This window comes from Oscillibacter sp. KLE 1745 (assembly GCF_000469445.2).
Classification (GTDB): Bacteria; Bacillota; Clostridia; order Oscillospirales; family Oscillospiraceae; genus Oscillibacter; species Oscillibacter welbionis.
Genome location: NZ_KI271734.1, coordinates 1 through 25,765 on the forward strand (window position 1 = coordinate 1; position 25,765 = coordinate 25,765).

At 63.5% G+C, this 25,765-nt stretch carries 27 protein-coding genes; 18 read left to right on the forward strand and 9 right to left on the reverse strand.

The genetic code is table 11. From position 1 onward, the window contains the following. Window positions 1-5: 5 nt before the first annotated feature. The 3 genes from HMPREF1546_RS10895 to HMPREF1546_RS10905 form a co-directional block, all read right to left on the reverse strand. Window positions 6-695, reverse strand: a complete 690-nt coding sequence (locus tag HMPREF1546_RS10895; RefSeq protein WP_021747996.1) for an LrgB family protein — start codon at window positions 693-695, stop codon at window positions 6-8. Next, entirely contained in the window at window positions 692-1,054 is a 363-nt protein-coding gene (locus tag HMPREF1546_RS10900; protein ID WP_036629617.1) for a CidA/LrgA family protein, read from the reverse strand. The genes HMPREF1546_RS10895 and HMPREF1546_RS10900 overlap by 4 nt, the downstream gene beginning before the upstream one ends. A 232-nt stretch (window positions 1,055-1,286) precedes the next feature. Next, the gene (locus HMPREF1546_RS10905; protein ID WP_051320017.1) at window positions 1,287-2,639 is read right to left on the reverse strand and encodes an acetyl-CoA hydrolase/transferase family protein; all 1,353 of its coding nucleotides are present in this window, start codon (window positions 2,637-2,639) and stop codon (window positions 1,287-1,289) included. A 238-nt stretch (window positions 2,640-2,877) separates the two neighbouring features. Between HMPREF1546_RS10905 and HMPREF1546_RS10910 the strand changes: the two genes are divergently transcribed. From HMPREF1546_RS10910 to HMPREF1546_RS10955, 10 genes are all read left to right on the forward strand, one after another. Continuing rightward, window positions 2,878-3,438, forward strand: a complete 561-nt coding sequence (locus HMPREF1546_RS10910; RefSeq protein ID WP_021747999.1) for a zinc dependent phospholipase C family protein — start codon at window positions 2,878-2,880, stop codon at window positions 3,436-3,438. Between the two features lie 330 nt (window positions 3,439-3,768). Next, complete coding sequence (gene aroF / locus HMPREF1546_RS10915) at window positions 3,769-4,782, forward strand: 3-deoxy-7-phosphoheptulonate synthase (protein ID WP_021748000.1); 1,014 nt, start codon at window positions 3,769-3,771, stop codon at window positions 4,780-4,782. A gap of 3 nt (window positions 4,783-4,785) precedes the next feature. Further along, window positions 4,786-5,622: a prephenate dehydrogenase gene (locus tag HMPREF1546_RS10920; RefSeq protein WP_021748001.1), complete on the forward strand. Its 837-nt coding sequence runs from the start codon at window positions 4,786-4,788 to the stop codon at window positions 5,620-5,622. 50 nt (window positions 5,623-5,672) lie between these two features. Continuing rightward, window positions 5,673-6,743: a 3-dehydroquinate synthase gene (aroB, locus tag HMPREF1546_RS10925; protein ID WP_021748002.1), complete on the forward strand. Its 1,071-nt coding sequence runs from the start codon at window positions 5,673-5,675 to the stop codon at window positions 6,741-6,743. Continuing rightward, window positions 6,744-7,988, forward strand: a complete 1,245-nt coding sequence (locus tag HMPREF1546_RS10930) for a 3-phosphoshikimate 1-carboxyvinyltransferase (RefSeq protein WP_021748003.1) — start codon at window positions 6,744-6,746, stop codon at window positions 7,986-7,988. It begins immediately after the preceding gene. After that, complete coding sequence (gene aroC, locus HMPREF1546_RS10935; protein ID WP_021748004.1) at window positions 7,978-9,069, forward strand: chorismate synthase; 1,092 nt, start codon at window positions 7,978-7,980, stop codon at window positions 9,067-9,069. Before HMPREF1546_RS10930 ends, aroC begins: the two co-directional genes overlap by 11 nt. After that, window positions 9,056-10,192 (forward strand): bifunctional chorismate mutase/prephenate dehydratase, encoded by a 1,137-nt coding sequence (locus tag HMPREF1546_RS10940; RefSeq protein ID WP_021748005.1) that lies wholly within the window; start codon window positions 9,056-9,058, stop codon window positions 10,190-10,192. Before aroC ends, HMPREF1546_RS10940 begins: the two co-directional genes overlap by 14 nt. Before the next feature lie 3 nt (window positions 10,193-10,195). Continuing rightward, the gene (locus HMPREF1546_RS10945) at window positions 10,196-11,440 is read left to right on the forward strand and encodes a shikimate kinase (protein ID WP_021748006.1); all 1,245 of its coding nucleotides are present in this window, start codon (window positions 10,196-10,198) and stop codon (window positions 11,438-11,440) included. After that, entirely contained in the window at window positions 11,421-11,855 is a 435-nt protein-coding gene (aroQ, locus tag HMPREF1546_RS10950) for a type II 3-dehydroquinate dehydratase (protein ID WP_036629620.1), read from the forward strand. Before HMPREF1546_RS10945 ends, aroQ begins: the two co-directional genes overlap by 20 nt. Before the next feature lie 62 nt (window positions 11,856-11,917). Then, window positions 11,918-12,193: a metal-sensing transcriptional repressor gene (locus tag HMPREF1546_RS10955; RefSeq protein ID WP_025545246.1), complete on the forward strand. Its 276-nt coding sequence runs from the start codon at window positions 11,918-11,920 to the stop codon at window positions 12,191-12,193. A 42-nt stretch (window positions 12,194-12,235) separates the two neighbouring features. Here HMPREF1546_RS10955 and HMPREF1546_RS10960 read toward each other — a convergent pair whose 3' ends face one another. Continuing rightward, window positions 12,236-12,697 (reverse strand): GNAT family N-acetyltransferase, encoded by a 462-nt coding sequence (locus HMPREF1546_RS10960; protein ID WP_021748009.1) that lies wholly within the window; start codon window positions 12,695-12,697, stop codon window positions 12,236-12,238. 151 nt (window positions 12,698-12,848) lie between these two features. Between HMPREF1546_RS10960 and HMPREF1546_RS10965 the strand changes: the two genes are divergently transcribed. Next, window positions 12,849-14,732, forward strand: coding sequence for a cation-translocating P-type ATPase (locus HMPREF1546_RS10965; protein ID WP_021748011.1), 1,884 nt, complete (start codon window positions 12,849-12,851; stop codon window positions 14,730-14,732). A gap of 91 nt (window positions 14,733-14,823) precedes the next feature. Here the strand turns inward: HMPREF1546_RS10965 and HMPREF1546_RS10970 are convergent, their stop codons facing one another. Beyond that, a complete protein-coding gene (locus tag HMPREF1546_RS10970; RefSeq protein ID WP_025544674.1) occupies window positions 14,824-15,507 on the reverse strand; it encodes a FadR/GntR family transcriptional regulator in 684 nt (227 codons plus the stop codon). 165 nt (window positions 15,508-15,672) lie between these two features. Between HMPREF1546_RS10970 and HMPREF1546_RS10975 the strand changes: the two genes are divergently transcribed. From HMPREF1546_RS10975 to HMPREF1546_RS11000, 6 genes are all read left to right on the forward strand, one after another. Next, on the forward strand, window positions 15,673-16,356 hold the full coding sequence (locus HMPREF1546_RS10975) for a P-loop NTPase (protein WP_021748013.1): 684 nt from the start codon (window positions 15,673-15,675) through the stop codon (window positions 16,354-16,356). Between the two features lie 35 nt (window positions 16,357-16,391). After that, window positions 16,392-16,604, forward strand: coding sequence for a 4Fe-4S dicluster domain-containing protein (locus HMPREF1546_RS10980; protein ID WP_021748014.1), 213 nt, complete (start codon window positions 16,392-16,394; stop codon window positions 16,602-16,604). 17 nt (window positions 16,605-16,621) lie between these two features. Beyond that, entirely contained in the window at window positions 16,622-17,692 is a 1,071-nt protein-coding gene (locus tag HMPREF1546_RS10985) for a 3-methyl-2-oxobutanoate dehydrogenase subunit VorB (protein WP_021748015.1), read from the forward strand. A 1-nt stretch (window position 17,693) separates the two neighbouring features. After that, window positions 17,694-18,452 (forward strand): thiamine pyrophosphate-dependent enzyme, encoded by a 759-nt coding sequence (locus HMPREF1546_RS10990; RefSeq protein ID WP_021748016.1) that lies wholly within the window; start codon window positions 17,694-17,696, stop codon window positions 18,450-18,452. 1 nt (window position 18,453) lies between these two features. After that, entirely contained in the window at window positions 18,454-18,990 is a 537-nt protein-coding gene (locus HMPREF1546_RS10995) for a 2-oxoacid:acceptor oxidoreductase family protein (RefSeq protein ID WP_021748017.1), read from the forward strand. Window positions 18,991-19,423: 433 nt separating this feature from the next. Further along, window positions 19,424-20,500, forward strand: a complete 1,077-nt coding sequence (locus tag HMPREF1546_RS11000; protein ID WP_021748018.1) for a branched-chain amino acid aminotransferase — start codon at window positions 19,424-19,426, stop codon at window positions 20,498-20,500. A 57-nt stretch (window positions 20,501-20,557) separates the two neighbouring features. Here the strand turns inward: HMPREF1546_RS11000 and HMPREF1546_RS11005 are convergent, their stop codons facing one another. Beyond that, a complete protein-coding gene (locus tag HMPREF1546_RS11005; protein ID WP_021748019.1) occupies window positions 20,558-21,166 on the reverse strand; it encodes a GNAT family N-acetyltransferase in 609 nt (202 codons plus the stop codon). Window positions 21,167-21,178: 12 nt separating this feature from the next. After that, on the reverse strand, window positions 21,179-21,607 hold the full coding sequence (locus tag HMPREF1546_RS11010) for a hypothetical protein (protein ID WP_021748020.1): 429 nt from the start codon (window positions 21,605-21,607) through the stop codon (window positions 21,179-21,181). A 182-nt stretch (window positions 21,608-21,789) separates the two neighbouring features. Between HMPREF1546_RS11010 and htpG the strand changes: the two genes are divergently transcribed. Beyond that, a complete protein-coding gene (gene htpG / locus HMPREF1546_RS11015; protein ID WP_021748021.1) occupies window positions 21,790-23,673 on the forward strand; it encodes a molecular chaperone HtpG in 1,884 nt (627 codons plus the stop codon). A gap of 156 nt (window positions 23,674-23,829) precedes the next feature. Here the strand turns inward: htpG and HMPREF1546_RS11020 are convergent, their stop codons facing one another. Then, window positions 23,830-24,645, reverse strand: coding sequence for a glycosyltransferase family 8 protein (locus HMPREF1546_RS11020; protein ID WP_021748022.1), 816 nt, complete (start codon window positions 24,643-24,645; stop codon window positions 23,830-23,832). Further along, window positions 24,642-25,763, reverse strand: coding sequence for a DUF3810 domain-containing protein (locus HMPREF1546_RS11025; protein WP_021748023.1), 1,122 nt, complete (start codon window positions 25,761-25,763; stop codon window positions 24,642-24,644). The genes HMPREF1546_RS11020 and HMPREF1546_RS11025 overlap by 4 nt, the downstream gene beginning before the upstream one ends. Between the last annotated feature and the right edge of the window lie 2 nt (window positions 25,764-25,765).

Consider the following 25,765-nt stretch of genomic DNA (forward strand, 5'->3'; position numbering starts at 1 on the left):
ATTTGTTACACCAGCACGTCGAAGAACAGCGCTAGAATAGTGGTGGCGAGGCCGCAGAGGCCGATGGCAAGGCCGCTCATGGCCCCCTCCGTCTCCCCCAGCTCCAGGGCGCGGGCGGTGCCCATGGCGTGGCTGCAGGCGCCGATGGCCAGCCCTGCCGCCACCGGATCCTTCACCCGGAAGAGGCGTGCCAGCGCGGGGGCGCACAGGTTGCCCAGGATGCCGGTGAAGATCACCGCCGCCACGGTGATGGAGACAATGCCGCCCTGCCCCTCCGCAATGGCGGTGGCGATGGGTGTGGTGACGGACTTGGGCAGGAGGGAGACGGTCAGTGTCCGGTCCAGGCCGAACAGGCGGCACAGGCCCCAGATGCTGAGGACCGAAGTCACCGCCCCGGCCGCGCATCCCGCCAGGATGGGCAGCAGGTTCTTTTTCAGCAGGTCAATCTGGGCGTAGATGGTTACTGCCAGGCAGACCGTGGCCGGCCCCAGAAAGAGGTTGATGAGGCTGCCGCCGGCGTTGTACGCTGCATAGGGAATGTCAAACACCGCCAGCACCGCGATAATCATCATCACCGCCAGCACCAGGCCGTTGCAGATCACAAGCCCGGTCCGCTTCTGGATTTTGCAGCCTGCCCAGTAAGCCAGGATCGTCAGCGTCACCCCGAAAAAGGGGGACTCCCACAGCGCGCTCATCTCCGCTTCCCCCTCTCCAGCAGGCGGCAGGTGAGCCGCACCGCTCCCACTGTAGCGGCAAAGGTGGCAATCAGCGAGACCGCGCAGACGACCACCAGGGCAAGCAGGTTCTCCCGCAGCACATCTGCATAGTTGATGATGCTGACACTGGCCGGGATGAAGAAGAAGGGGAGATTCCCCAGCAGATAGTCCGACTTCTCCCGGATGTGTTCTGTCTTGATGAGGCGTGCCAGCAGCAGCGACAGAAGCAGCAGCATCCCGATGATGCTGGCAGGCAGGGTGAAGGGCAGCACCCGCTCAATACAGGTGCTGATCCAGCAGATGCCGAAGATGATGCCGATCTGCGTTAGAAGTTTCAAAGTGAACCGCCTCTCCCGGCGGTCCCCCGCCGCGTTACTCTGCGCCGTATTCACACAAGGGCGCGGATTCTTTTCAACTTTTTTATTCTACGGAGACGGCCGGGGAATGTCAAATCCTTCCGGCTCCTTTTTCTGCCGCCGCCGCAAAATTCGGCAAAACAGTACAAGGCCCCGCCGGGAAAGAGCGGGACCTTGTCCAGGTCATCCAAGCATCCACAGGAGGCCGGGGGACTCAGAGGGGCATTTGCCGCTCCAGCTCCCGGCGGAAGTCCGGGTGGGCGATGGCAATCAGCGCCCGGGCCCGCTCCACGGTGCTCTTGTATTTCAGATCCGCCACGCCGAACTCCGTCACCACATACTGGACGCAGGTGCGGGGGGTGGTCACCACGCTGCCGGGGGCCAGCTGCGGCACGATTTTGGAGTGGAGGACCCCCGCCTTGTCCCGGTAGCTGGACCGGAGGGCCAGGATGCTCTTTCCGCCCTTGGACCACTGGGAGCCTACCACCCACTCCAGCTGTCCGCCGGTGCCGGAGTACTGCCGGGGGCCGATACTCTCGGCATTCACCTGGCCGGTGAGGTCGATCTCCATGGCGTTGTTGATGGAGACCACATGGTCGTTCCGGGCGATGTTCCGGGCATCGTTCACCCAGTCGATCTCCTTCTGGCAGAAGGCGGGATTCTCATGGGCGAAGGCCCACAGCTCCGGCCCGCCCACCATGTTGGCGTATACGCTCCGCCCCGGGCAGGTCTGTTTGCGGCTGTTGTTCACCACGCCCCGGCGCATCAGCTCCATGACGCCGGTGCTCAGGATCTCCGTGTGGACGCCCAGATCCCGCTTTCCCGCATGGGCCAGACACTCGCCCACAGTATTGGCCAGCCCTCCCAGCCCCAGCTGGATGCAGGCGCCGTCTGGCACCAGATCCGCGATGTAGCCCGCGATGCGGCTGTCCGTCTCGTTTCCCGCTGCGATGGGCGTCTCTACCAGAGGACGGCTGGATTCGATGATCCCGTCCACCTCTGATACATGGATGCGGGTGTGGGCCTCCCCATCACTGGGAATATTGGGCATTCGGGGGTTCACCTCCGCCAGCACCAGCTCGCACTGCTCCAGCACCTTCCGGCTCAGGGCCGTGCCCCACAGGGAGCGGCTCATCCACCCGTTCTCATCCGGGAGCGAGCAGGTCAGCGCCGCCACCCGGGGGCGCCGGGCCAGGAGCCACGCGGGCGTCTGACTCAGGTTGGAGGGGGCGTAATGGACGTTGCCCATGGGCTCCAGGCCCCGCTCCACGCCGTAAAAGTTGGAGTCATAAGTCACCTGTCCGGCCAGCTCCGGCGTCAGCAGCCGGGTCCCGGCGGGGATGAAGTGCCCGTAGATGGCGATATGGCCGCCGGTCTCCAGCAGGCGCTCCGCCAGCGCCCCGTCCAGCTCCCAGGGCCAGTTGGACATGGCGGCGAAGGCCGCCGTGTCCCCGTCCCGGATCAGCTCCGCCGCCTCCCGGGCGGTCATCTGCAGGGCCTGATACTGGGTCTGCCAGTTGCCCGCTCCCGCGCAGCGTCCCCGGCGGATGGGTGTCAGTTCTGTCATCGTCATTCTCCTTTGCCGCGCCCCTCTGCGGGGCGGTGTCTCCGGCGGTTTGTACAGCCCGCCGTGGGGGCCGCGGCCGCCGGTTCCCTTTCCCGTCTATTGTACCGCACATTCCGCTTCCGCACAATCCTCTTTTCCGCGGACGAGTTAATAGAAATTTTGTTTTTTTCTGCTTGCGCCCGGCCGCTTCGCCGTGCTATACTGGCGTTGTTCTTGATTTTTTCCATGGAGGTGCATCTTGCAGAAACGCAGTCACAAACTGCTGGCCGCCACCCTGCTGGAGAATACCCAGGGATTTCAGGCCAGACGATTCGAGCTCGCCTTCCTGTTCGGCTCCTTTCAGCCGGACTGCAACCCCCTGACCTATTTGAAGGGCTCCCTGCGGGCCTATAAGTTCCGGGGGCATAACTACTCCAACTCCCAGCACTACATCTACTCCCGCATCTCCCGGCTCCAGCGCCGCCAGCGCTGGACCATCTGGCAGTATTACACCCTGGGCAAACTGACCCACTATCTGGCGGATGCGTTCACCTATCCCCATAACGAGAATTATCCCGACAGTATGCTCTGCCACCACCAGTATGAGACGGACCTGCGGGCCTATCTGGAGGAGTATCTGGCCACCCGCGCCCTTCGTCGGGAGAAGTTCCGTCAGGACGTGGCGGACGCCCTTCAGGAGCTGCACCGGCAGTACATGGCCGGCGTGGCCGATATGCGCAAGGATGTGCAGTTCATCCTGAAGGCCACCTCCCTGCTGATGGCCGGCTGCCTGCCTGCCAGCGCCGCAGCGGCTGTCTGAACCCTGTTTTGGGAAAAGCGCACAGCAGCGGTTTCCCTTTCGGCGCATTCTTTGGAATCATTGTCAATTTCCATTTGCTTTTTCTGGTGTTATCCTGAAACTATCAAAGGACTCGGAAAGGAACCCAGTCATGACCAACATCACCCGTTCTGCCGAATACCGTTACTTTAGCTTTACCTATTTTTATGGTAAGGCTTATTTCGGTTTGGCTGAAAATGTGTGTGATCGTGTCTGACGCCAGAAAAAGGCTATCAGTGCATGACGACCCGCAGCCGAACCGGCTGCGGGTCTTTTTTGTACCAGCCCCATCATTTTTAGGAGGAATACAGTATGATCGTCGTTCTGAAACAAAACCCCAACCGGGACCAGCTGGAGAGCCTGATCGCCTGGCTCCAGGAAAAGGGGATCATCATCCACACCAGCATCGGCGAGGCCCACACCATCTTAGGACTGGTGGGTGATACCAGCCAGCTGGACATCGACCTGATTGCCGCCCTGGACATCGTGGAGGATGTGAAACGGGTCCAGGAGCCCTACAAGAATGCCAACCGGAAGTTCCACCCGGAGGACACGGTGGTGCAGGTGGGCAACACCCAGATCGGCGGCGGCAATCTGACCCTGATGGCGGGCCCCTGCTCTGTGGAGAGCGAGGAGCAGGTGGTGGCCATTGCCAAAGCGGTGAAGGCCAGCGGCGCCACCATGCTGCGGGGGGGCGCCTTCAAGCCCCGGACCTCCCCCTACTCCTTCCAGGGCCTGGGGGCCACGGGTTTGGAGTACCTGAAGGTGGCCCGGCAGGAGACCGGCCTCCCCATCGTGACGGAGCTGATGGACCTGAGCCAGCTGCCCCTCTTCAAGGATGTGGACGTGATCCAGATCGGCGCCCGGAACATGCAGAACTTCGACCTACTCAAGGCCGTGGGCCATCAGGACAAGCCCGTCATGATCAAACGGGGCATGTCTGCCACCTACGAGGAGTGGCTGATGAGCGCCGAGTACGTCATGGCCGGCGGCAATGAGAATGTGATCCTCTGCGAGCGAGGTATCCGCACCTTTGAGAGCTACACCCGCAACACCCTGGATCTGGCCTGCATCCCCGTGCTGCGGAAGCTGACCCACCTGCCCATCATCATCGATCCCAGCCATGCCACCGGCAAGAGCTGGCTGGTAGATCCCCTGGCCATGGGCGCCGTGGCCACCGGTGCCGACGGATTGCTGATCGAGGTCCACAACGACCCGGCCCATGCCCTGTGCGATGGCCCCCAGTCCCTGAAGCCGGAGGTGTTCGACGGCCTGGCGAAGAAGCTGCTGAAGCTCCATGACTTTATGAAGACGGTGGAGGAGTAAGACATGAATGTTGCCATCGTCGGCCTGGGCCTCATCGGCGGGTCCATGGCCAAGAGCATCAAGAACCGCACCAGCCACACCGTCTGGGGCATAGACCTGAACGCGGAGACCATGACCATGGCCCGGATGTGCGGCGCCATCGACGCCCCCCTGACGGAGGAGAACCTGCCCCAGGCGGATCTGATCCTGGTGGCGATCCGGCCCGGCGCCGCCATCGAGTGGGTCCGGCAGCACGCGCCGCAGATCGCCAAGTCCGCCATTCTGGTAGACCTGTGCGGCGTGAAGCGGACCGTGGTGGCGGCCATCGCCCCCATCGCAGAGGAACGCGGCTTCTCCTACATCGGCGGCCACCCCATGGCCGGTAAGGAGCGGGGCGGCTTCACCGCCTCCGCAGAGGACCTGTACGTGGGAGCATCTATGATCCTGACGCCGGACAAGCGGACGGACATGCGGCTGCTGGAGACGCTGAAGGCCTTCTTTCTGGACCTGGGCTTTGCGGGCCTCACCTTCTCAACGCCGGAGGAGCACGACCGCATCATCGCCTTTACTTCCCAGCTGGCCCATATCGTCTCCAGCGCCTATGTGAAGTCGCCGGAGGCCCAGAAGCGCCGAGGCTTTTCCGCCGGCAGCTTTCAGGATATGACCCGGGTGGCCCGTCTGGATGAGGACATGTGGACAGAGCTGTTTCTGGACGATGAGGACTTCCTCACCGCCGAGCTGGAAGAGCTGATCGGCCACCTGACGGACTACCGCAACGCCTTGCGGGCCAAGGATACTCAGCGGCTGCACGATTTGCTGAAGGAGGGCCGGGAGCTGAAGGCCACCGCCGGCGGCAACTGACCTATTTCCGGCGCCGCTGCGCGACATGATTCTATAAAAGGAGTTTTTCGATGTTTGACTCCATCCGAACCATTCCCGTCCGGGTCCGGCCGCCCTATGATGTGCGCATTGGCAGCGGCCTGCTTGGCCGGTGCGGGGACTATCTGGCCGCGCTGCTGGGACAGCGGAGGATCGCCGTTCTGGCCGACGACACCGTGGCCTCCCTGTACCTGGACACCGTCACCGCCGCTCTGGAGGACGCGGGCTTTGCCGTCTGCTCCCATATCTTCCCCTCCGGGGAGGGGCGCAAGAATCTCTCCACCCTGACAGAGCTGCTGGAGTTCCTGGCGTCGGAGCATCTGACCCGCACGGACTGCGTGGCCGCCCTGGGCGGCGGCGTCACTGGGGACATGGCGGGCTTTGCTGCCGCCGTGTACCTCCGGGGCATCCGGTATGTCCAGCTGCCCACCACCCTGCTGGCGGCGGTGGACTCCTCCGTGGGGGGTAAGACCGCCGTGGACCTGACCGCCGGGAAGAACCTGGCCGGGGCCTTCTGCCAGCCTGCCGCCGTGATCTGCGACACGGACTGCCTGAAGACCCTGCCCCCCGACGTGTTTGCCGACGGGGCCGCCGAGGCCGTCAAGACCGGCGTGCTCTCTGACGAAGCCCTGTTCGCCCTGTTTGAGGACGGCACCCTCACCGCCGACCCCGGCGAGGTCATCGCCCGGTGCGTCGCCTACAAGGCCGGCGTGGTGGAGCGGGACGAGAAGGAGCAGGGGGAGCGGAAGCTTTTGAACCTGGGCCATACTGTGGGCCACGCCATCGAGAAGTGCAGCGGCTATGTTATCCCCCATGGCCACGCCGTGGCGGCGGGGCTGGCCGTCATCGCCCGGGCTGCGGAGGCCCTGGGCTGGACGGAGGAGTCCCTGGCGGCGCGAATCACCGCCTGCCTTTCTAAAAATGGCCTGCCCACCGGGACAGACTACTCTGCTGAAGCCCTGGCGGAGGCAGCCCTTTCCGACAAGAAGCGCGCCGGTGGGGATATTACCCTGGTGGTCCCCCGGAAGATCGGCCATTGCGAGCTGCGGAAGGTGCCGGTGGCGGACCTGCTGCCCATCATCCGGGCAGGACTGGAGGCGTAAATGGACCTTCAAATCACCCCGAAAAAACTCTCCGGCGCCGTGACGCCGCCCTCCAGCAAGTCTCAGGCCCACCGATTGCTGATCGCCGCTGCTCTCAGCGGCGGGATCAGCGTCATCCACGGCCTGGCGGACTCCCAGGACATCCGGGCCACCCGCCGGTGCCTGTCTGCCATGTGTGCCGGGATGGAGGATCTGCCGGATGGCACCCTCCGGGTCCACGGACTGGGAAACGGCATCGTCATCGCACCTCCCTATGCCCTGCTGGACTGCGGGGAATCAGGCTCTACCCTGCGCTTCCTGATCCCCGTGGGCCTGCTGATACAGGGAGAGGCGTCCTTCACCGGCCGCGGCCGGCTGATGGAGCGCCCGCTGAAGCCCTACGAGGACCTGTTCCGGGAGAAGGGCATCGCCTGGAAGCTGGCGGACAACGTCCTCACCGTAAACGGCGGTCGGGGATACGGTACCCTGGCCCTGGACCCGGGGACATACCGCCTGCCCGGCAACGTATCCAGCCAGTTCTTCACAGGGCTGCTGTTCGTCATGCCCCTGCTGGAGGGAGACTCTACCCTGGTGTCCACCACACCCCTGGAGAGCCGGGACTACCTGGAGATGACCCGGCAGGCTCAGGCCGCTGCCGGTGTCACCAGCCGGTGGCTGGACGAAAACACGCTCTTCGTCCCTGGCGGCCAGACCTACCAGCCCTTTGAGGCCACGGCGGAGGCGGACTGGTCCCAGGCGGGGTTCTGGTACGCCGCCGATTTCCTGGACAGCCGTGTGGACATCCGGGGCCTGAATCCCGACTCTGCACAGGGGGACAAGGCAGTCAGCGAACTTTACTGGCGGCTGGCCCGGCCGGGGGACACGGAGATCGATGTCTCCGGATGCCCCGACCTGCTGCCGCCTCTGGCGGTGATGGCGGCGGCCCGCTCCGGCACCACCCGGTTTGTGAACGCTGCCCGGCTGCGGATGAAGGAGAGCGACCGGCTTTCCACCACCGCCGCCCTGCTGACCGCCCTGGGCGGACGGGCGGAGGAGGGGCCGGACTTTCTGACAGTCCACGGCGGGACGCTCACCGGCGGCATGGTGGACTGCGCCAACGACCACCGGATCGCCATGGCGGCCGCCATCGCCGCCACTGCCTGTACCGGCCCCGTCACGGTGCTGGGGGCCCAATGCGTGCAGAAGTCCTACCCGGATTTCTGGGAGGTGTACAAGAACCTGGGAGGTGATATCCATGTCCTCTGAATTCGGCAGTCTCCTGAAAATCTCTGTCTTCGGCCAATCCCATGGAAGGGCCATCGGCGTGGTGGTGGATGGCCTGCCCGCCGGGGAGGCCATCGACCTGGAGGAGCTGAACGCCTTCCTGGCCCGGCGGAAGCCGGGGAAGAGCCCCCTTTCCACCGCCCGGAGGGAGGCCGACGCGCCGGTGTTCCTCTCCGGCCTGGAAAACGGCGTCACCTGTGGAGCCCCTCTGTGCGCGGTCATCGAAAATGGAGACCAGCACTCATCGGACTATGACGCCCTGCAGGACAAGCCCCGGCCCGGCCACGCAGACTACACTGCATTTGTCAAGTGGGGCGGGCAGGCGGACATGCGGGGCGGCGGCCACTTCTCCGGCCGGCTGACGGCGCCCCTGTGTATCGCCGGCGGCATCGCCAAGCAGATTCTCTCCCGCCGGGGCGTATACGTAGGGGCCCACCTCCAGTCCGTGGGGACGGTGGCGGATGCATTATTCCCCCTGCGGCCCACGAAGGAGCTGTTTGACGCCGTGGCTGCCAAGCCATTCCCGGTGCTGGACGACCAGGCGGGGGAGCGGATGCAGGCGCTGATTCTGGAGGCCCGGAAAAATCTGGATTCTGTGGGAGGCGTCGTTGAGTGTGCCGCCATGGGCCTTCCCGCCGGACTGGGGGAGCCCATGTTCGGCGGCGTGGAAAACCGGCTGGCCGCCGCCCTCTTCGGCATTCCCGCCGTGAAGGGCGTGGAGTTTGGGGACGGCTTCGCCGCCGCCCGGTCCCGGGGGTCCGAAAACAACGACCCCTTTGTGATGGAGGACGGCCGGGTGCAGACAGAGACCAACCACGCGGGCGGCATTCTGGGGGGCATCACCAGCGGAATGCCCATCGTCCTGCGGACGGCCATGAAGCCCACACCGTCCATCGCCCAGCCCCAGCGGACGGTCAGCCTGTCCGCCGGAGAGAATGCGGAGCTTGTGATTCACGGGCGGCACGACCCCTGCATTGCCCACCGGGCGGTCCCGGTGGTGGAGGCGGTTACTGCCGCCGTGCTGTTAGATTTATTATTGGAGGGACATCATGGAACTTTCTGAGATTCGAGAGAAGATCGACGCAGTGGACGAGCAGCTGCTGGACCTGTTCCTGCAGCGCATGGACCTGTCCGACGAGGTGGCTGCCTACAAGAATGCGCACCATCTGCCCATTTTGAACAAAGAGCGGGAGCGGGCCATCCTGGCCAAGGTGACGGAGAAATCCGGGGAGCGGGAGCGGTATGCCTACCACCTGTTCTCCACCCTGTTCGAGCTGGCCCGGTCCCGGCAGGCAGAGCTGATCTCCGCCCCCACCAAGGTGGCCGCCCAGGTCCGCGCCTCTCTGGAGGCCGGCACCTCGGTCTTCCCCCAGACAGGCCTGGTGGCCTGTCAGGGCGTGGAGGGGGCCAACTCACAGGTGGCCTGTGACCGGCTGCTGCCCCGGGGCAACATCGTGTATGTGAAGACCTTCCAGGCTGTGGTGTCCGCTGTGGAGTCCGGCCTGTGCAGGTTCGGTGTGCTGCCCATTGAGAACAGCTCCAACGGCTCCGTCCGGGCGGTGTACGAGCTGCTGCAGGACCACAACCTCTCCATCGTCCGGTCCACCCGGCTGTGCATCCGGCACGAGTTGCTGACGCTGCCCGGCGTGAAGATGGAGGACATCACGGAGATCTACTCCCACGAGCAGGCCATCGGCCAGTGCAGCAAGTTCCTGAACAGCCTCAACGGCGTCCGTGTCATCCCCTGCGACAACACCGCCATGGCCGCTAAGATGGTGGCGGAGAAGGGTGACCGCCACGCCGCCGCCATTTCCTCCCACCCCTGCGCGGCGTTGTACGGCCTGACCTGCCTCAACGACAGCATCCAGGACAGCGACAACAACTACACCCGGTTCATCTGCATCACCAAGGATCCGGTGATCTATGCCGGCGCCAACCGGATCAGCCTGATTATCGCCTTTGACAACCGGCCCGGCGCCCTGTATGAAATCCTCTCCAAGCTGGCGGCACTGGACATCAACATGACGAAGCTGGAGTCCTGCCCCGTGGCGGGAAGTGACTTTGAGTTTGTTTTCTTCCTGGAGCTGGACGCCTCCGTCCAGGATCCCAGCGTCCTGGCCATGCTGGAGGAGATGGAGCGCAGCTGTGCCGAGTTCCAGTTCTTGGGCAACTACGCGGAAGTCTGAGCCATGGATGAGCGGATTTACGGCCTGCTGGGCCGGAAGCTGGGCCACAGCTGGTCCGTCCCCATCCATGCCGCCCTGGGCAACGGCGCCTACCGCCTTCTCGAGCTGGAGCCGGATGGACTGGCTCCCTTTCTTCACCGGAAGGACATCGGCGGCCTGAACGTCACCATCCCCTACAAGCGGGACGTGATGCCCCTGTGCGATGAGATCGACCCGGCGGCGGAGGCCATCGGCAGCGTCAACACCATCGTCCGGTGTGCAGACGGCAAGCTGGTGGGCTATAATACGGACATCGACGGCTTCCTCTATATGGCCTGCCGGGCGGGTATCTCCCTGTCAGGGAAAAAAGTCGTGATTTTGGGCAGCGGCGGGGCGTCTCTGACGGCCCAGACCGCCGCCCGGCAGGGGGGCGCGGCCGAGGTCGTGGTGGTATCCCGTTTCGGTCCGGACAACTATGACAACCTCTCTCGCCACGCTGACGCGGAGATCCTGGTGAACGCCACTCCGGTGGGCATGTACCCCGGCAACGGCCAGTCTCCCGTGGACCTGTCCGTATTTCCCGTCTGTCAGGGGGTGCTGGACGTCATCTACAATCCCCGGCGCACGGCCCTGCTGCTGCAGGCGGAGGCGCGGAGCATCCCCTGCTCTGACGGACTGCCCATGCTGGTGGCCCAGGCGGTGGCGGCAGAGGAGCGGTTCTTCAACAGGTCCATTCCCGCCGGTGAGAATGAGCGGATTTTGGTTCAGCTCCGGCGGGAGATGACCAACCTCATCCTGATCGGCATGCCCGGCAGTGGCAAGACCACGGTGGGGGAGGCGCTCTCCCGCCTCACCGGCCGGGAGGCCGTGGATCTGGACCAGATGATCGAAACCACCGCCGGCTGTTCCATCCCGGAGATCTTCCAGCGTGAAGGCGAGTCCGGCTTCCGGGCCCGGGAGCGGGCCGCCGCGGAGGAGGCTGGGAAGCGCACAGGCGTCATCCTCCTCACCGGCGGCGGTATCATCAAGACGGCGGAAAACTACGCGGCCCTCCATCAGAACGGCCGCATCTATCAGCTGGTGCGGGATCTCAGCCTGCTGCCCACCGAGGGCCGGCCCCTGTCCCAGGGGGCGGATCTGGCCGCCATGTGGCGGGAGCGGGCGCCCCTGTACGCCCGATTCCGGGACGTGGAGATTGACAACAGCGGCACGGTGGAGGACACCGCCGCCGCCATCTGGAGGGATTTTTGTGCACATTCTGGTAGTTAACGGCCCCAACATGAACATGCTGGGAATCCGCCAGCCGGAGATCTACGGCCATGAGACCTATGAGGACCTGAAGGCCCTGATCCGGGCGGAGGCGGACCGGCTGGGCGTGTCCGTCTCCTTCTTCCAGTCCAACCACGAGGGGGCCCTGGTGGACGCCATCCAGCAGGCATACTTCGACCATGTGGACGGCATCATCATCAACCCGGCAGCCTACACCCACACCAGTGTGGCCCTGCTGGATGCCGTGAAGGCGGTGGGGATCCCCACGGTGGAGGTCCACGTCTCCGACCCGGACAGCCGGGAGGAGTTCCGCCGTGTCTCCTACATCCGGGCCGCCTGCGCGGCCACCATCCGGGGCCATGGGCTCCAGGGATATGTGGAGGCCCTGCGGTTTCTCTGCGGCGCGGACGCTTGACAAACGGCGGTCTCTGACGGATAATATGCCCATACCCCATTGGGTATCCGGGAGGTGTCGGCATGAGACAATGTATGGATGCGGACAACCTGCACCGGCGGCTGAAGAAGATCATCGGCCAGGTGCAGGCCATTGACCGCATGGTAGACGAGGACGTGCCCTGTGAGGATGTGCTGTCCCAGATCAACGCCGCCAAGTCCGCCCTCCACAAGTGCGGGCAGGTGGTGCTGGAGGGGCACATCCAGCACTGTGTCCGGGACGGCATCCAGCACGGGGATGCGGACAAGACCATCGAGAGCTTCACCAAGGCGGTGGAGCGGTTCTCCAACATGGGTTGAAGGCAAGGGGATCGGCTGAAAAGCCGATCCCCTTTGTATATGTTACAGGATTTTCTCCAGAACGTAATTGGTCAATACCTGTCCGCGGCAGGGCACCTGCTGTTCCCGCTCTATCGCATAGCCCCGGCCGAGGAAGAAGGGCAGGGCGGTCTTGGAGGCGTGGACAGTGACGGCGTACACCCCCAATTCCCGGCAGTGGGCCTCCAGCGCGTCACACAGGGCTGCGGCGATGCCCTGTCCCTGGCAGTCCCACCGGACGAACAGGTGGTCCAGATAACCGGTATCCTCCACATTGCCGTAGCCCACAATCCGCCCGCCCGCCTCTGCTACCAGGGTGTACAGCCGCTGAAACCAGCTGTCCCGTGTCAGCAGATCCGCCTCTCCGGCGGCCCAGGCTTCCACCTGGGGCAGGGTGTAGTCCCGGCAGTTCACCTGCCGAACCGTCTCACCGAACAGGCGGGCCAGAATGGGCAGGTCTTCTGTCCGGTAGCGCCGCAGTCGCATTTCGGTTCTCTCCTTCCTGTTTTGTGGTCATTTTACAGGAAGAATCTGTATGCCGCAAGGTATTTTGCCTGAAACCGGCGGCACTTTTTCTTGACAGGCATACCCCTATGGGTATAATATACATATACCCCCATAGGTATAAAGAGAGGATGTGAGCCATTTGATCCATACTCTGGAGCGATTTCTGGAGTGGGGCGGCGTGAAGAAGGCCGTGACCTGCCTGGTCTTCTCCGGCATCGCCCTGCTTGTCAGCATCTTCGACCTGCTGCCGCAGCTGCCCTTTGACGCCGCCTGGGCAGCTGTCGTCCTCTGCGGTATCCCCATCATCTTGGAGGCAGTCATCGGCCTGGTGACAGCCTTTGACATCAAGGCGGACGTGCTGGTGTCCATCGCCTTGATTGCCTCCCTCATCATTGGGGAGGACTTCGCCGCCGGCGAGGTGGCCTTCATCATGCAGCTGGGCGCCCTGCTGGAGGATCTCACGGTGGCCCGGGCGCGGGCCGGCATCGAGAAGCTGGTGCATCTGACGCCCCAGACCGCCCGCCGCCTCACCGGCGGCCGGGAGGAGGCCATTCCCGCCGAGCAGGTGGCTGTGGGCGACGTGCTCCGGGTGCTGCCGGGCGAGACCGTGCCAGTGGACGGAGAGATTCTCACCGGACAGACCTCCATCAACCAGGCGGTGATGACCGGCGAGTCCCTGCCTGTGGACAAGGGGCCCGGAGACGAGGTTTCCAGCGGCACGGTGAACCAGTTCGGCGCCTTCGAGATGCGGGCGACGAAGGTGGGGGAGGACAGTTCTATCCAGCGGATGATCCGGCTGGTCCAGTCCGCCGATGCCGGCAAGGCCAGGATCGTGGGGCTGGCAGACCGCTGGGCCACCTGGATCGTAGTGGCGGCCCTGACCGCCGCCGCCTTGACGGGCCTCATCACCCGGGATCCCATCCGAGCGGTGACCATTCTGGTGGTATTCTGCCCCTGTGCCCTGGTGCTGGCCACTCCCACTGCCATCATGGCCGCCATCGGCAACGCCACCAGGCACAGCTTTCTGGTGCGGGAGGGAGACGCTCTGGAACGGCTGGCCTCCGTCTCCCAGGTGACCTTTGACAAGACAGGCACTCTGACCCTCGGCACCCCCCAGGTGAAGCTGGTGGAGAGCCTGCTGCCGGACGTATCCCGGGACGCGCTCTACGCCTGGACTGCGGGGGCGGAGCTCCGGTCCGAGCACCCGTTGGGCCGTGCCGTTGTTCAGGGCTGGCGAGCCGAGACCGTCGCGGCGCCGCCGGAGACAGCGGACTTCCAGATGCTCCCCGGCCGGGGTGTTTCTGCCACTGTGGCGGGTCATCACCTCGTCGCCGGTAACCGGGAGCTGCTGACAGAGGAACATGTCCCCTGGGAATCCTTGTCCCAGGCTGCCGTCCCTGCCCTGGAGCAGGGCTGCACCGTCATCTATGTGGCGGTAGACGGCCGCCCGGCGGGCTTTCTGGCCCTGGCAGACACCCTGCGGCCAGACGCCGCCGGGACCATCCGGGATGTCCGGGCCACCGGCGTGACCCCGGTGCTGCTCACCGGCGACCACGAGAGGGCCGCCCGGCATATTGCCGGAGAGCTGGGCATCGGCACCTTCCAGGCGGAGTGCCTGCCGGAGGATAAGCTAACCTGGATCGACCGCAGCCAGCAGAGCGGCCATCTGGTCTGCATGGTGGGGGACGGCATCAACGACGCTCCGGCCCTGAAGCGGGCCCATGTGGGCATTGCCATGGGCGGCGTGGGCAGCGACATCGCTGTAGACGCCGCGGACATCGCCCTGGTAAACGACGACATCCGGGAGCTGCCCCATCTGCTGGCACTCTCCAAGCGGATGATGCGCACCATCAAGAGCAATCTGGCCTTCTCCATGACCTTGAACTTCATCGCCATCGCCCTGGCTATCACCGGTATCCTGAACCCGGTGGTGGGTGCCCTGGTCCACAACGCCGGGTCCGTGCTGGTGATTGTCAACTCCTCTCTGCTGCTGAAGTGGCGGAAGCGCCCGTGACAGCGGCAGGCCATGGGACAGAAGATTCTGCGCCCTCCTACAGCAAAAAGCCCCCCGGCCTCTGCCGGGGGGCTTTTTAAGTCCTGGCTTCTCACCCCTTCAGGGTGTTCAGCAGGTGCCGGATGTGAATGCTCATGGCGTGGCGGGCGCCAGCCTCGTCCCGCTGCATCAGAAAGTCCAGAATCATGTAGTTGTCCGCGATGGCGATGCTCTGCATGTGCGCCCGATTTACGGAGACCTGCAGGATCTCGTTCACCGCGCCGTTGATGATCGGGTACAGCCGCCGCATATATTCGTTGTGGGAGGCCTTGATGATGGCCATGTGGAACTCCTGGTCCGCCAGGGGCCAGTCTCCGCCCGCCTTTGCGATGCGCTCCATCCGCTCCGCTTTCTGGCGGATCTGCGCCAGTTCCTCGTCTGTGGCACGCTGACAGGCCAGCGCCACGGTGGCGGGCTCAAAGATCAGCCGCATTTCAAACAGGTCCCTGGCCCGGACCCGGGACCGCAGGTTGGACAGCGCCGTCAGATCCACCGCGCTGGCGGGCAGATCCTCCGTGACAAACGTGCCCTTGCCCCGGCGGATCTCCAACACGCCCTGGGCCACCAGAAAGGAGATGGCCTCCCGGAGCGTGGTGCGGCTGACGTGCAGCGCCTCACTGAGTTCGTTTTCATTCGGGAGCTTGCTCCCCGGCGTGAACTGCCGTTCGTCCATGATTAGCTCGCACAGCCGGTCGGCCGTCCGCTCCGACAATTTGACTTTCCGTCCCTCACCCATGCGCATCCCTCCATCATCCGTGGTGAGGTCAGGCATTTCTCCACTGGATTTTCCGGCCAGTACGGAAATGTCCTTGACATCATATCTCTTTTAGAGTACAATGACATCATACAACAAATGAAAAAATAATACAACTATTTTGTGAAAAAATGAGGTGAACCGCTTGTGACGGCCAAGGACATGTTTTCCCACCGCGTCTCGATCCTCACCGGCCACTACGGCACCGGAAAGACGGAGGTCTCCGTCAATCTGGCCCTGGCGCTGGCCGCTGAGGGGGAACAGGTAATGCTGGCGGATCTGGATATCGTCAACCCCTATTTCCGCTCTCGGGAGCGGCGGCCCCTCCTGGAAAAAGCCGGTGTGCGGGTGATTTCCTCCTCCCAGGCCTGTTCGGACGCGGATGTCCCCGCCCTGCCGGCGGAGCTGCTGACCATTCTGGAGAACCGGGAGATCCGGGGCATCCTGGATATCGGCGGCGATCCGGTGGGTGCCCGGGTGCTGGCCCGGTTTCAGCCCAAGATCGTACAGGAGGATTACCAGCTGATCTTCGTCCTCAACGCCAACCGGCCGGAGGTGCGGGATGCGGAGAGCGCCGCCGCCTACCTCCGCTCCATTGAGGCCGTCACCGGCCTCACCTGCTCGGGCCTGGTGAACAACACCCATCTGTGCGGCGAGACCACGCCGGCCGAGATCCGCAAGGGCGCCGCCCTGGCACAAGAGGTTTCCCGGCAGACCGGAATCCCGATCCTCTGCCACACGGCGGAGCGGCGGTTCTTAGAATCCCTGTCAGACCTGGGGGAACCCGTGTTCCCCATTGCCATCAATATGAAAAAGCCGTGGGAGCGCTGACTCCGCGGCAGGAAAAAAGGAGGCATCCTGCAACCATGACAGCAAAGGTAACCTTCAACTCTGACCGGTGCAAGGGCTGTGAGCTGTGCACCACTGTGTGCCCGAAGCACATCGTCGCCATCGATCAGGCCGTCATCAACCGGAAGGGGTATCACCCCGCCCATGTGACGGACATCAGCCAGTGCATTGCATGCGCCAGCTGCGCGAAGATCTGCCCGGACTCCATCATCACTGTGGAAAAATTCTGAGAAGGAGGTCATCGACCGTGGAAAAAGAACTTTGGAAAGGAAATGAAGCCATCGCCGAGGCCGCCATCCGCGCCGGCTGCGACTGCTTCTTCGGCTATCCCATCACGCCTCAGAGCGAGGTCCCGGAGTATATGTCCGCCCATCTGCCCAAGGCGGGCGGCGTGTTCCTGCAGTCTGAGTCTGAGGTTGCGGCCATCAACATGGTGTACGGCGCCGCCGGCGCCGGCATGCGGGCCATGACCTCTTCCTCCTCCCCCGGCATCAGCCTGAAACAGGAGGGCATTACATACATCGCCGGCGCCGAGCTGCCCTGCGTCATCGTCAACTGCATGCGCGGCGGTCCGGGCCTGGGCACCATTCAGCCCGGCCAGGGCGATTACTATCAGGCCACCCGCGGCGGCGGCAACGGCGATTACCGGACGCTGGTCCTCTCCCCCTCCAATGTGCAGGAGGCGGTGGACTTCGTCCAGGAGGCATTTGACATTGCCGACCAGTACCGCAACCCCGTCATGGTGGTTATGGACGGCCTGATTGGCCAGATGATGGAGCCCATCGAGTGGCGTCCTGTCCCCAAGCGGGACCTGCCCCCCAAGGACTGGGCCACCACCGGCCGTAAGGACCGGGACCACAACAACATCATCAACTCCCTGTACATGGATCCGGAGGAGTGCGACCGTCACAACGACCACCTGGCGGAGAAATACGCCCTGATGGAGAAGAACGAGGTCCGCTGGTCCGAGACGGAGTGCGAGGACGCCGAGATCGTCATCACCGCCTACGGCACCCCTGCCCGGATCGCCCTCACCGCCCTTGAGACGCTGCGCGCCGAGGGGCTGAAGGTGGGCCTGTTCCGTCCCATTACCCTGTGGCCCTTCCCGGAGGAGGCCCTGCGTAAGCTCTCCAAGGCCGACCACGTGAAGGCATTTTTGGATGTGGAGATGAGCTCCACCGGCCAGATGATCGACGATGTCCGTCTGTCCGTGGAGGGCAGAAAGCCCATCCATTACCTGGGCCACGCCGGCGGCGTGATGCCCACCGTGGAAGAGATGGTAGAAGCGGCCAAGAAGGCCTTGAAGGAGGGCAAGTGACATGGCGATCGTATATGAGAAATCCCGGGGCCTGATGGACGTGGAGTTCCACTACTGCCCCGGCTGCCACCACGGCATCATCCACAAGCTGGTGGCAGAGTCGCTGGTGGAGCTGGGTCTGCTGGATGACGCCATCGGCGTGTGCCCCGTGGGCTGCTCCGTCTTCGCGTACAAGTATTTCAACTGCGACATGCAGGAGGCCGCCCACGGCCGGGCGCCTGCCGTAGCTACCGGCATCAAGCGCACCCATCCCCATCAGGCGGTGTTCACCTACCAGGGCGACGGTGACTTGGCCTCCATCGGCGCGGCGGAGATCGTCCACGCCGCCATGCGGGGCGAGAAGTTCACGACCATCTTTGTCAACAATGCCATTTACGGCATGACCGGCGGTCAGATGGCCCCCACCACTCTGATCGGCCAGAAGGCCACTACCTGCCAGGAGGGCCGCACCCGGGAGCAGGCCGGTATGCCCATCCGCATGGCGGAGATGCTCTCCACCCTGGACGGCTGCGCCTATGCCGAGCGGGTCTGCGTCACGGATATCGCCAACATCAACAAGGCCAAGAAGGCCATCAAGAAGGCATTCCAGAAGCAGATGAACGGCGAGGGCTTCACCTTTATCGAGGTGCTGTCCACCTGCCCCACCAACTGGGGCATGACGCCGCTGAAGGCCAATCAGTGGCTGAAGGACAACATGGTCCCCTACTATCCTCTGGGTGTCATCAAGGAGACGGCCCCGGAAGGCGCGGAGGTGAAATGAGATGAAAAAAGAGATCGTCATTTCCGGCTTCGGCGGCCAGGGCGGCCTGGCCATCGGCAAGAATCTGGCAGAGGCCGGCATGGCTGAGGGCCTGAACGTTACCTGGGCTCCTTCCTACGGCCCCGAGATGCGTGGCGGCACCGCCAACTGCTCTGTGGTGCTCTCCGACAAGCCCGTGGGATCTCCCGTGTTCGCCCATCCCACCGAGCTCATCGCCCTGAATGAGCCCTCCCTGGTCAAGTTTGAGGAGGGCGTCGTCCCCGGCGGCATGGTATTCGTCAACAGCGACGTGGTGACGGATAAAGTCTCCCGCACGGACCTGACGGCCTACTACATCCCCTGCTCCCAGATCGCCGACGAGGTGGGCAACCCCAAGGTCAGTAACATGGTGATGCTGGGCGCCTATGTGGCCGGCACCAAGGTGCTGAAGGCGGAGACCATCGAGAAGATGATCCAGGAGATGTTCACCGGCGCCAAGGCCAAGTTCGTCCCCCTGAACATCGAGGCGTTCCGCCGCGGCATGGCCTGCGTGCAGTGATTTGTTTCAGAGGGCCGGCGAGTTTGCTCACCGGCCCTCTCTCTTTGGCGGGCCCTGCGCTTTCTGTGCATTTTAACAGTTGACTTTGGCTGTGTATCAGCGTATAAAAGATATCATAGAAGAATATGGCTTTATATTGCGTGGAACGGGACACGCCGCGAAGATCTCTCCCCTCAGAGAGCTGCCGGACGGTGCGAGGCAGCGGGGGCAGCTTTGCTGGCCTCCCCCGGGAGCAGTGGGCGGAACAGAGCTTTCCCAGTACGCCGCACCGGACGCCCTCCGTTATCGGGGCAGACGAGCGGCCGCTGGACCAGCGGCAACGAGAGTGGTACCACGGAAGTTTGACTTTCGCCTCTCCTGTGCAGGGCAGGAGTGCGCGAAAGTCTTTTTGCTATCCCCCAAAACTTCAAACTATTTTTAAGGAGCGATCAATATGCTGGATATTCAAATCACCAAGACCACCAGCCCCAAGGCCAAGCCCGCGGACGAGAGCAAGCTGGGCTTCGGCAAGATTTTCACCGACCACATGTTCGTCATGGACTATGCGCCGGACAAGGGCTGGCATGACGCCCGCATCGTCCCCTATCAGCCCTTCCCCCTGGATCCCGCCTGCGTGATTTTCCACTACGCCCAGGAGATCTTTGAGGGCCTGAAGGCATACCGGACCGCGGACAACACCATCCAGCTGTTCCGCCCCGACTGTAACGGCCAGCGGATGCAGGACTCCGCCGACCGGATGTGCATTCCCAAGATCCCTGTGGAGGACTTCGTCCAGGCCGTGAAGACCCTGGTGGAAGTGGACAAGGACTGGGTGCCCCATTCTGACGGCGCCTCCCTGTATATCCGTCCATTTGTATTCGCCACCGATGTGGGCATGGGCGTCCACGCCAGCCGGAACTACACGTTCTGCGTCATCTGCGCTCCCTCCGGCGCCTACTATGCCGAGGGCATCGATCCCGTCCGCATCTACGTGGAGGACGAGTACATCCGCGCCGCGCCCGGCCTGACCGGCTTCACCAAGTGCGGCGGCAACTACGCCGCCTCCATCAAGGCCGGCGAGATGGCCGAGCAGCAGGGCTTCGCCCAGGTGCTGTGGCTGGACGGCGTGGAGAAGAAGTATGTGGAAGAGGTCGGCTCCATGAACATTATGTTCAAGATCGACGGCAAGATCTACACCGCCCCCTGCACCGGTACAGTGCTGCCCGGCGTCACCCGCCGCTCCATCATCGAACTGCTGAAGGACTGGGGCTATGAAGTCTGCGAGGAGCACGTGGCCATCGCCGACATCATGAAGGCCGGCCACGACGGCAAGCTGGAGGAGGTCTTCGGCACCGGCACCGCCGCCGTCGTCTCCCCCGTCAAGGAACTGGACTGGAAGGGCGACAAGGTCTTCATTAGCGGCGGCAAGATCGGCGAGCTGACGCAGAAGCTGTACGACACCCTCACCGGCATCCAGTGGGGCAAGCTGCCCGACACCAAGGGCTGGATCGTCCCCGTGTGCAAGGGCTGAGTTCCCATCGTCAAAAAGAGCGGAGCCGAAAGGCTCCGCTCTTTTCCTGCGTCCCGCTCAGGGCTGCTCCGCTTCATAACGCTTTAAAATGGCGGCCAGAGCCTCCGCCGGGATGTCTCCCACGGGGCGGATCGGCTCCGGATTTTCATCGTAGGGGGCGATGGGCTTTTCAAACCAGGCCACATCCCGCCAGGCGCCGCACTTGTACCCAGTGCTGCGGTAGGTGCCCAGCCGCCGGAAGCCCAGGGCTTGGTGGAGCCCCTCACTCTTTTCATTGGGCACGGTGACGCAGCCGTAGACCGTGTGGATGCCCTGCAGCCGCAGAATGTCTATCAGGGCGCCGTACAGCCGCCTTCCCAGCCCCCGGGAGGTGCATGAGCGGTCCAGATAGACGGACAGCTCCGCATTCCACTGATAGGCGGCCCGCTCCGCCTGGCGGTGGGCGTAGGCATAGCCCACGATCCGCCCCTTCTCCAGGCATACGAGATAGGGATACTCCCGGCCGACGGCGGCGATGCGTCCGGCAAATTCCGTTTCTGAGGGCAGCGCACACTCAAAGGTGATGGGAGTGTCCAGGTATTCTCCGTAGATCTTCAGCAGGGCGGCGCTGTCTGCCGGCGCGGCAAAGCGGAACGCCGGCACTCCCGGGGCTTCTCTTTCAGCCATCTCCGCCGCCCCTTACGTCCTGGCATGAATCTGGGCGCCGCACTTGGGGCAGGTGATGACGATTTTCCCCTTGCCCACCGGCACCCGGCAGATGGTTTTACAGTTCTTGCAGGTGAAGTATTTGTGGGCCTTGTCCGCATGGCGGGCCTTGGCATTCTGGCGGCTGCTCTTCATCCGCCACATCCAGTTCACCCACCGCTGGTTTTCGCTCCGGCGCTTGGTGAGATTCCGAGAGAAGATGCGGAACAGGGCGAAGGCCCAAGCGGCGATGGACACCAGGTACAGCGCATTCCCCAGCCACAGATGATGGGGGGCCACAAACATGGAGACGAGGTCCAGAACCAGACTTCCCACCACAATGGCCAGGCTCAACTGGTCCACGCCGTTGCGTCCGTACATGAGCCGGGCCAGTGCGTTCCCGATTTTTTGAAAGACTCCCATAGATAAGGACTCCTTTTCCGGCGGCTCCTGCCGCAGGGTGTGATTCTGTCATTATTTTACACGCAAACCCACCGCCGCACAACCGTTTGCGGGCGGAATTTACAAATTGGTCATTTATTTGTTTTGTTCAAAGTGCTATACTGATTTCTGTTGAGAAAAAACACCAAAGGAAGTGCAATATCATGGCAAAACGGCAATTCAAGGCGGAGTCCAAGCGGCTGCTGGACCTGATGGTCAACTCCATCTACACCCACAAGGAGATCTTTCTCCGGGAGATCATCTCCAATGCCAGCGACGCCTGTGACAAGCTGTGCTACCAGGCCCTGACGGATGACGCCGTGGGCATGAGCCGCAAGGACTTCAAGATCGAGATCAAGGTGGACAAGGAACACCGGACTCTGACCGTCTCCGACAACGGCATCGGCATGGACAAGGAGGACCTGGAGAACAACCTGGGCGTCATCGCCTCCTCCGGCTCCTACAAGTTCAAGCAGGAGGTGGGGGACGACGCCAAGGACACCGACGTGATCGGCCAGTTCGGCGTGGGCTTCTACTCCGCCTTTATGGTGGCGGACCACATCACCGTGGTGACGAGGAAGTACGGCGCCGACGCCGCCTGGATGTGGCAGTCCTCCGGCGCCGACGGCTACACCATCACCGAATGCGAGCGGGATGCCGTGGGCACGGACATCATCATGCACATCAAGGCGGACACCGATGATGAGAAGTACAGTGAGTTCCTGGAGTCCTGGCGGCTCCAAGAGCTGGTGCGGAAGTATTCCGACTACATCCGCTTCCCCATCCGAATGGAGGTCTCCAAGACCCGCCGGAAGGAGGGTAGCCCCGACGACAAGCCGGAGTACGAGACGTATCAGGAAGAGGAGACGCTGAACTCCATGGTGCCCATCTGGCAGCGGCGCAAGTCCAGCGTGAAGCCGGAGGAGTACAACAAGTTCTATCGGGACAAGTTCCACGACTACGCCGACCCCCAAAAGGTCATCGCCGTGTCCGCCGAGGGCGCCGTCACCTACAAGGCGCTGCTGTTCATCCCCGGTGCCACGCCCTTCGACTACTACACCAAGGAGTACGAGAAGGGACTGCAGCTGTACTCCAACGGCGTCCTCATCATGGACAAGTGCGCCGACCTGCTGCCGGAGCACTTCCGCTTCGTCCGGGGCGTGGTGGACTCTCCCGACCTGTCTCTGAACATCTCCCGGGAGCTGCTCCAGCACGACCGGCAGCTGAAGGTCATCGCCGCCAACCTGGAGAAGAAGATCAAGAGCGAGCTCGCGAAAATGCTGAAAGACGACCGGGAGGGCTACGAGACCTTCTGGAAGAATTTTGGCCGCCAGATCAAGTACGGCGTGGTCAGCGAGTACGGCGCCCACAAGGAGCTGCTTCAGGACCTGGTCCTGTTCTATTCCTCTACGGAGAAGAAGCCCGTCACCCTGGCGGAGTATGTCTCCCGGATGAAAGAGGACCAGAAGTTCATCTACTACGCGGCCGGCGAGAGCTTGGAGAAGATCGACAAACTGCCCCAGACCGAGGGCCTGCGGGAGTCCGGCACGGAGATCCTCTACTTCACGGAGGAGGTGGACGAGTTCTGTGCCCAGATCCTTCACACCTTCCAGGACAAGGAGTTCCGCTCTGTCCTGGACCAGGAGATCGAGGAGGGGGCCGAGAAGAAGGCCGAGGAGGCCGCAGACGCCCACAAGGCCGTGTTCGACTTCGTCAAGGAGACCCTGGGAGATCAGGTGAAGGAGGTCAAGGCCAGCGCCCGGCTGAAGTCCCATCCCGTGTGCCTGACGGCAGGGGAGGGCCTGAGCTTTGAGATGGAGAAGTATTTCCAGGCGGTCCAGCCGGACAGCGCCATCCGCGCCGAGCGGATCCTGGAGCTGAATGTGGAGCACCCAGCTTTCCAGGCCCTGGAGGCCGCCGTGACGGCAGACCCGGAGAAGGCCAAAAAGTACGCCACGCTGCTGTACGACCAGGCTCTGCTGATCGCAGGTCTGCCCCTGGAGGATCCCTCCGGCTACACTGATCTGGTGTGCGAGCTGATGAAATAAAATACTATGCGCAAAAGCGGTCCCGGGTAAAACCCGGGACCGCTTGTTTGATTTGCTTCAGGACGGATCTCTCTGCCATCCCGGCGTTTTTTCCATCGGGTAGGGGCGGCCGCCCTCGGCCACCCGAGAAGACGGCCGCGTGGATCGGTATCGCCCTCACCGCCGCTCCACCAGACGCTGGTAGTGCTTGTACAGGGCGGAAAACCGGCCCTGATAGCTGTGGTTCCAGGGCTTGCGCTTGCCGCAGAAGTGGAGGATGGCCGTGTGGTCCATCACCCAGTCCATGTCCCGCTCCCCTTGGCTCAGCAGCAGGTAGCGGTCAAACCGCCGGGCGTCGTAGTTCCACAGGCTGTCGTCCACCCCCAGGATCTGTCCGCCGTACAGGCCGTTGAGCACGTCCTGGTCCGGCAGCAGCAGAATGTCGGCGTGCTCCCGGGCATAGTCGAAGATGTCACCCGGCCGGACCTCCCGCCGCATGGCGGACAGATCCATCACCAGTACGCCGGAGTTGTAGTAGGCCTCCGCCTCATAGTTCTCCAGCCGCAGCCGGTTCACCGGGTCTGTGATGCCCGCCAGCAGCCCGGTGTGGGTGGCGGCGGCCATCAGGTCTCCCTCCAGGTCCGTATCATACAGGGCCCGGACGGGATTGATTACCAGAATGTCCGGGTCCAGATACAGCACCCGGTCCAGAGAACGCGGCAGCAGCTCCGCCGCCAGCAGCCGGTAGTACATGGCCCGGGTCCAGTACCGGGCCACCGGCGCGTCGGCGAACAGGTCCGCCGGCACCTCCAACGGGTGGATGCGCCCCCGACCGGCGCAGAGCTCCTCCAGTGCCGCCCAGTCCTCCGGCAGCAGGCCGTCTCCGATGGCGTAAATCTCAAAGGTCTCGCCAGGATCATTCCGCAGCAGAGAGCCCAGCATCACCCGCAGGGGCGGGAGATAGTTGCGGTCCAGTGTCACCAGAATGTTCATGTGGTCAAGCCCTCCGATCCGTTGGTCCGGGCCGTGTCCCGGTAATAGGCCACCAGCAGGTCCACCACCGTCCCGTAGGAGCGGATGCCGTCCTCTTGGCCGTAGCCCTTCAAAATCGTGTCGTACACCTTCTGGCTGGCATCCGCCGCAGCCCCCTCGAAGGATGCCCAGTAGGCGTTGTTAGATGCCAGATCCGCCCGCACCGTGTCCGGAAGGCTGTCCCGGATGGCCTGCCAGGCCGCCGGATCCGCCTGGTACAGGGCGTTGCCCAGGTGGATGTACCCCATCAGCCAGCCGGAGTATTCGTACACCGGATCGCCGCTGGTGGTGGAGGCCAGCACCGCCAGGAAGTTGCACTCCTGCTCCGAGGCGATGCCCCGCTGGTGGGACAGCTCGTGGGCGATGGTGGAGGGGGTCAGGCAGGCGGGGGCGTCCACGTTGATGTTGGACTCCCCGGTGAAAGCAAAGTAGACGCCGGTGAAGTTCATGGCGCTCATGACCCTGGAGAAGAACATCCGCTTGGGCGCTCGGTCCTCAAATTCCAGGAAGGGGAACAGGTCCTCCGCGCCCTGGTAGATGTCCGTGCTCCCGGCAAAGATCTCGTTCAGAGACGCATTGAACGTCCCCGCCTCATCCCGGGGCACCTGGTCGGCTGTCTGCGCCAGATTTTCCGCGAACCACGCGGTCACCGCCGTCAGATCCGGGAGCGATACCTCCTCCGCCCGGATGCCGGACCGGTCCTGGAAGGTGTCCGTGTAATAGCACACCCCCCACAGCAGGCAGGTAGCGGCGCAGACGCTCAGCCCGGCGCAGACCGCCCCCAGAACCGCGCTGTAAGCCCGGCGCTTCCGCCGCCCTCTGGCCCTGACTACCGCCGTGATGTTCCATACCACATAGGCCAGCACGAGGACGGCCGCCAGGACATACAGCACCTCCATCACAGAGAAGGAGACCCGATAGCACAGGCTGCCCAGAGATCTCCGGATCGGGGCGGATACAAATCGCTCCAGGGCGTTCATCCAGTCCCGGTGCTCCCGGGCGATCCAGAAGGCCGCCAGCAGGACCAGGTCCGCCAGCAGCCAGATGTGCAGTTTTTGGTGGGACTTGAAAAATGTCATGC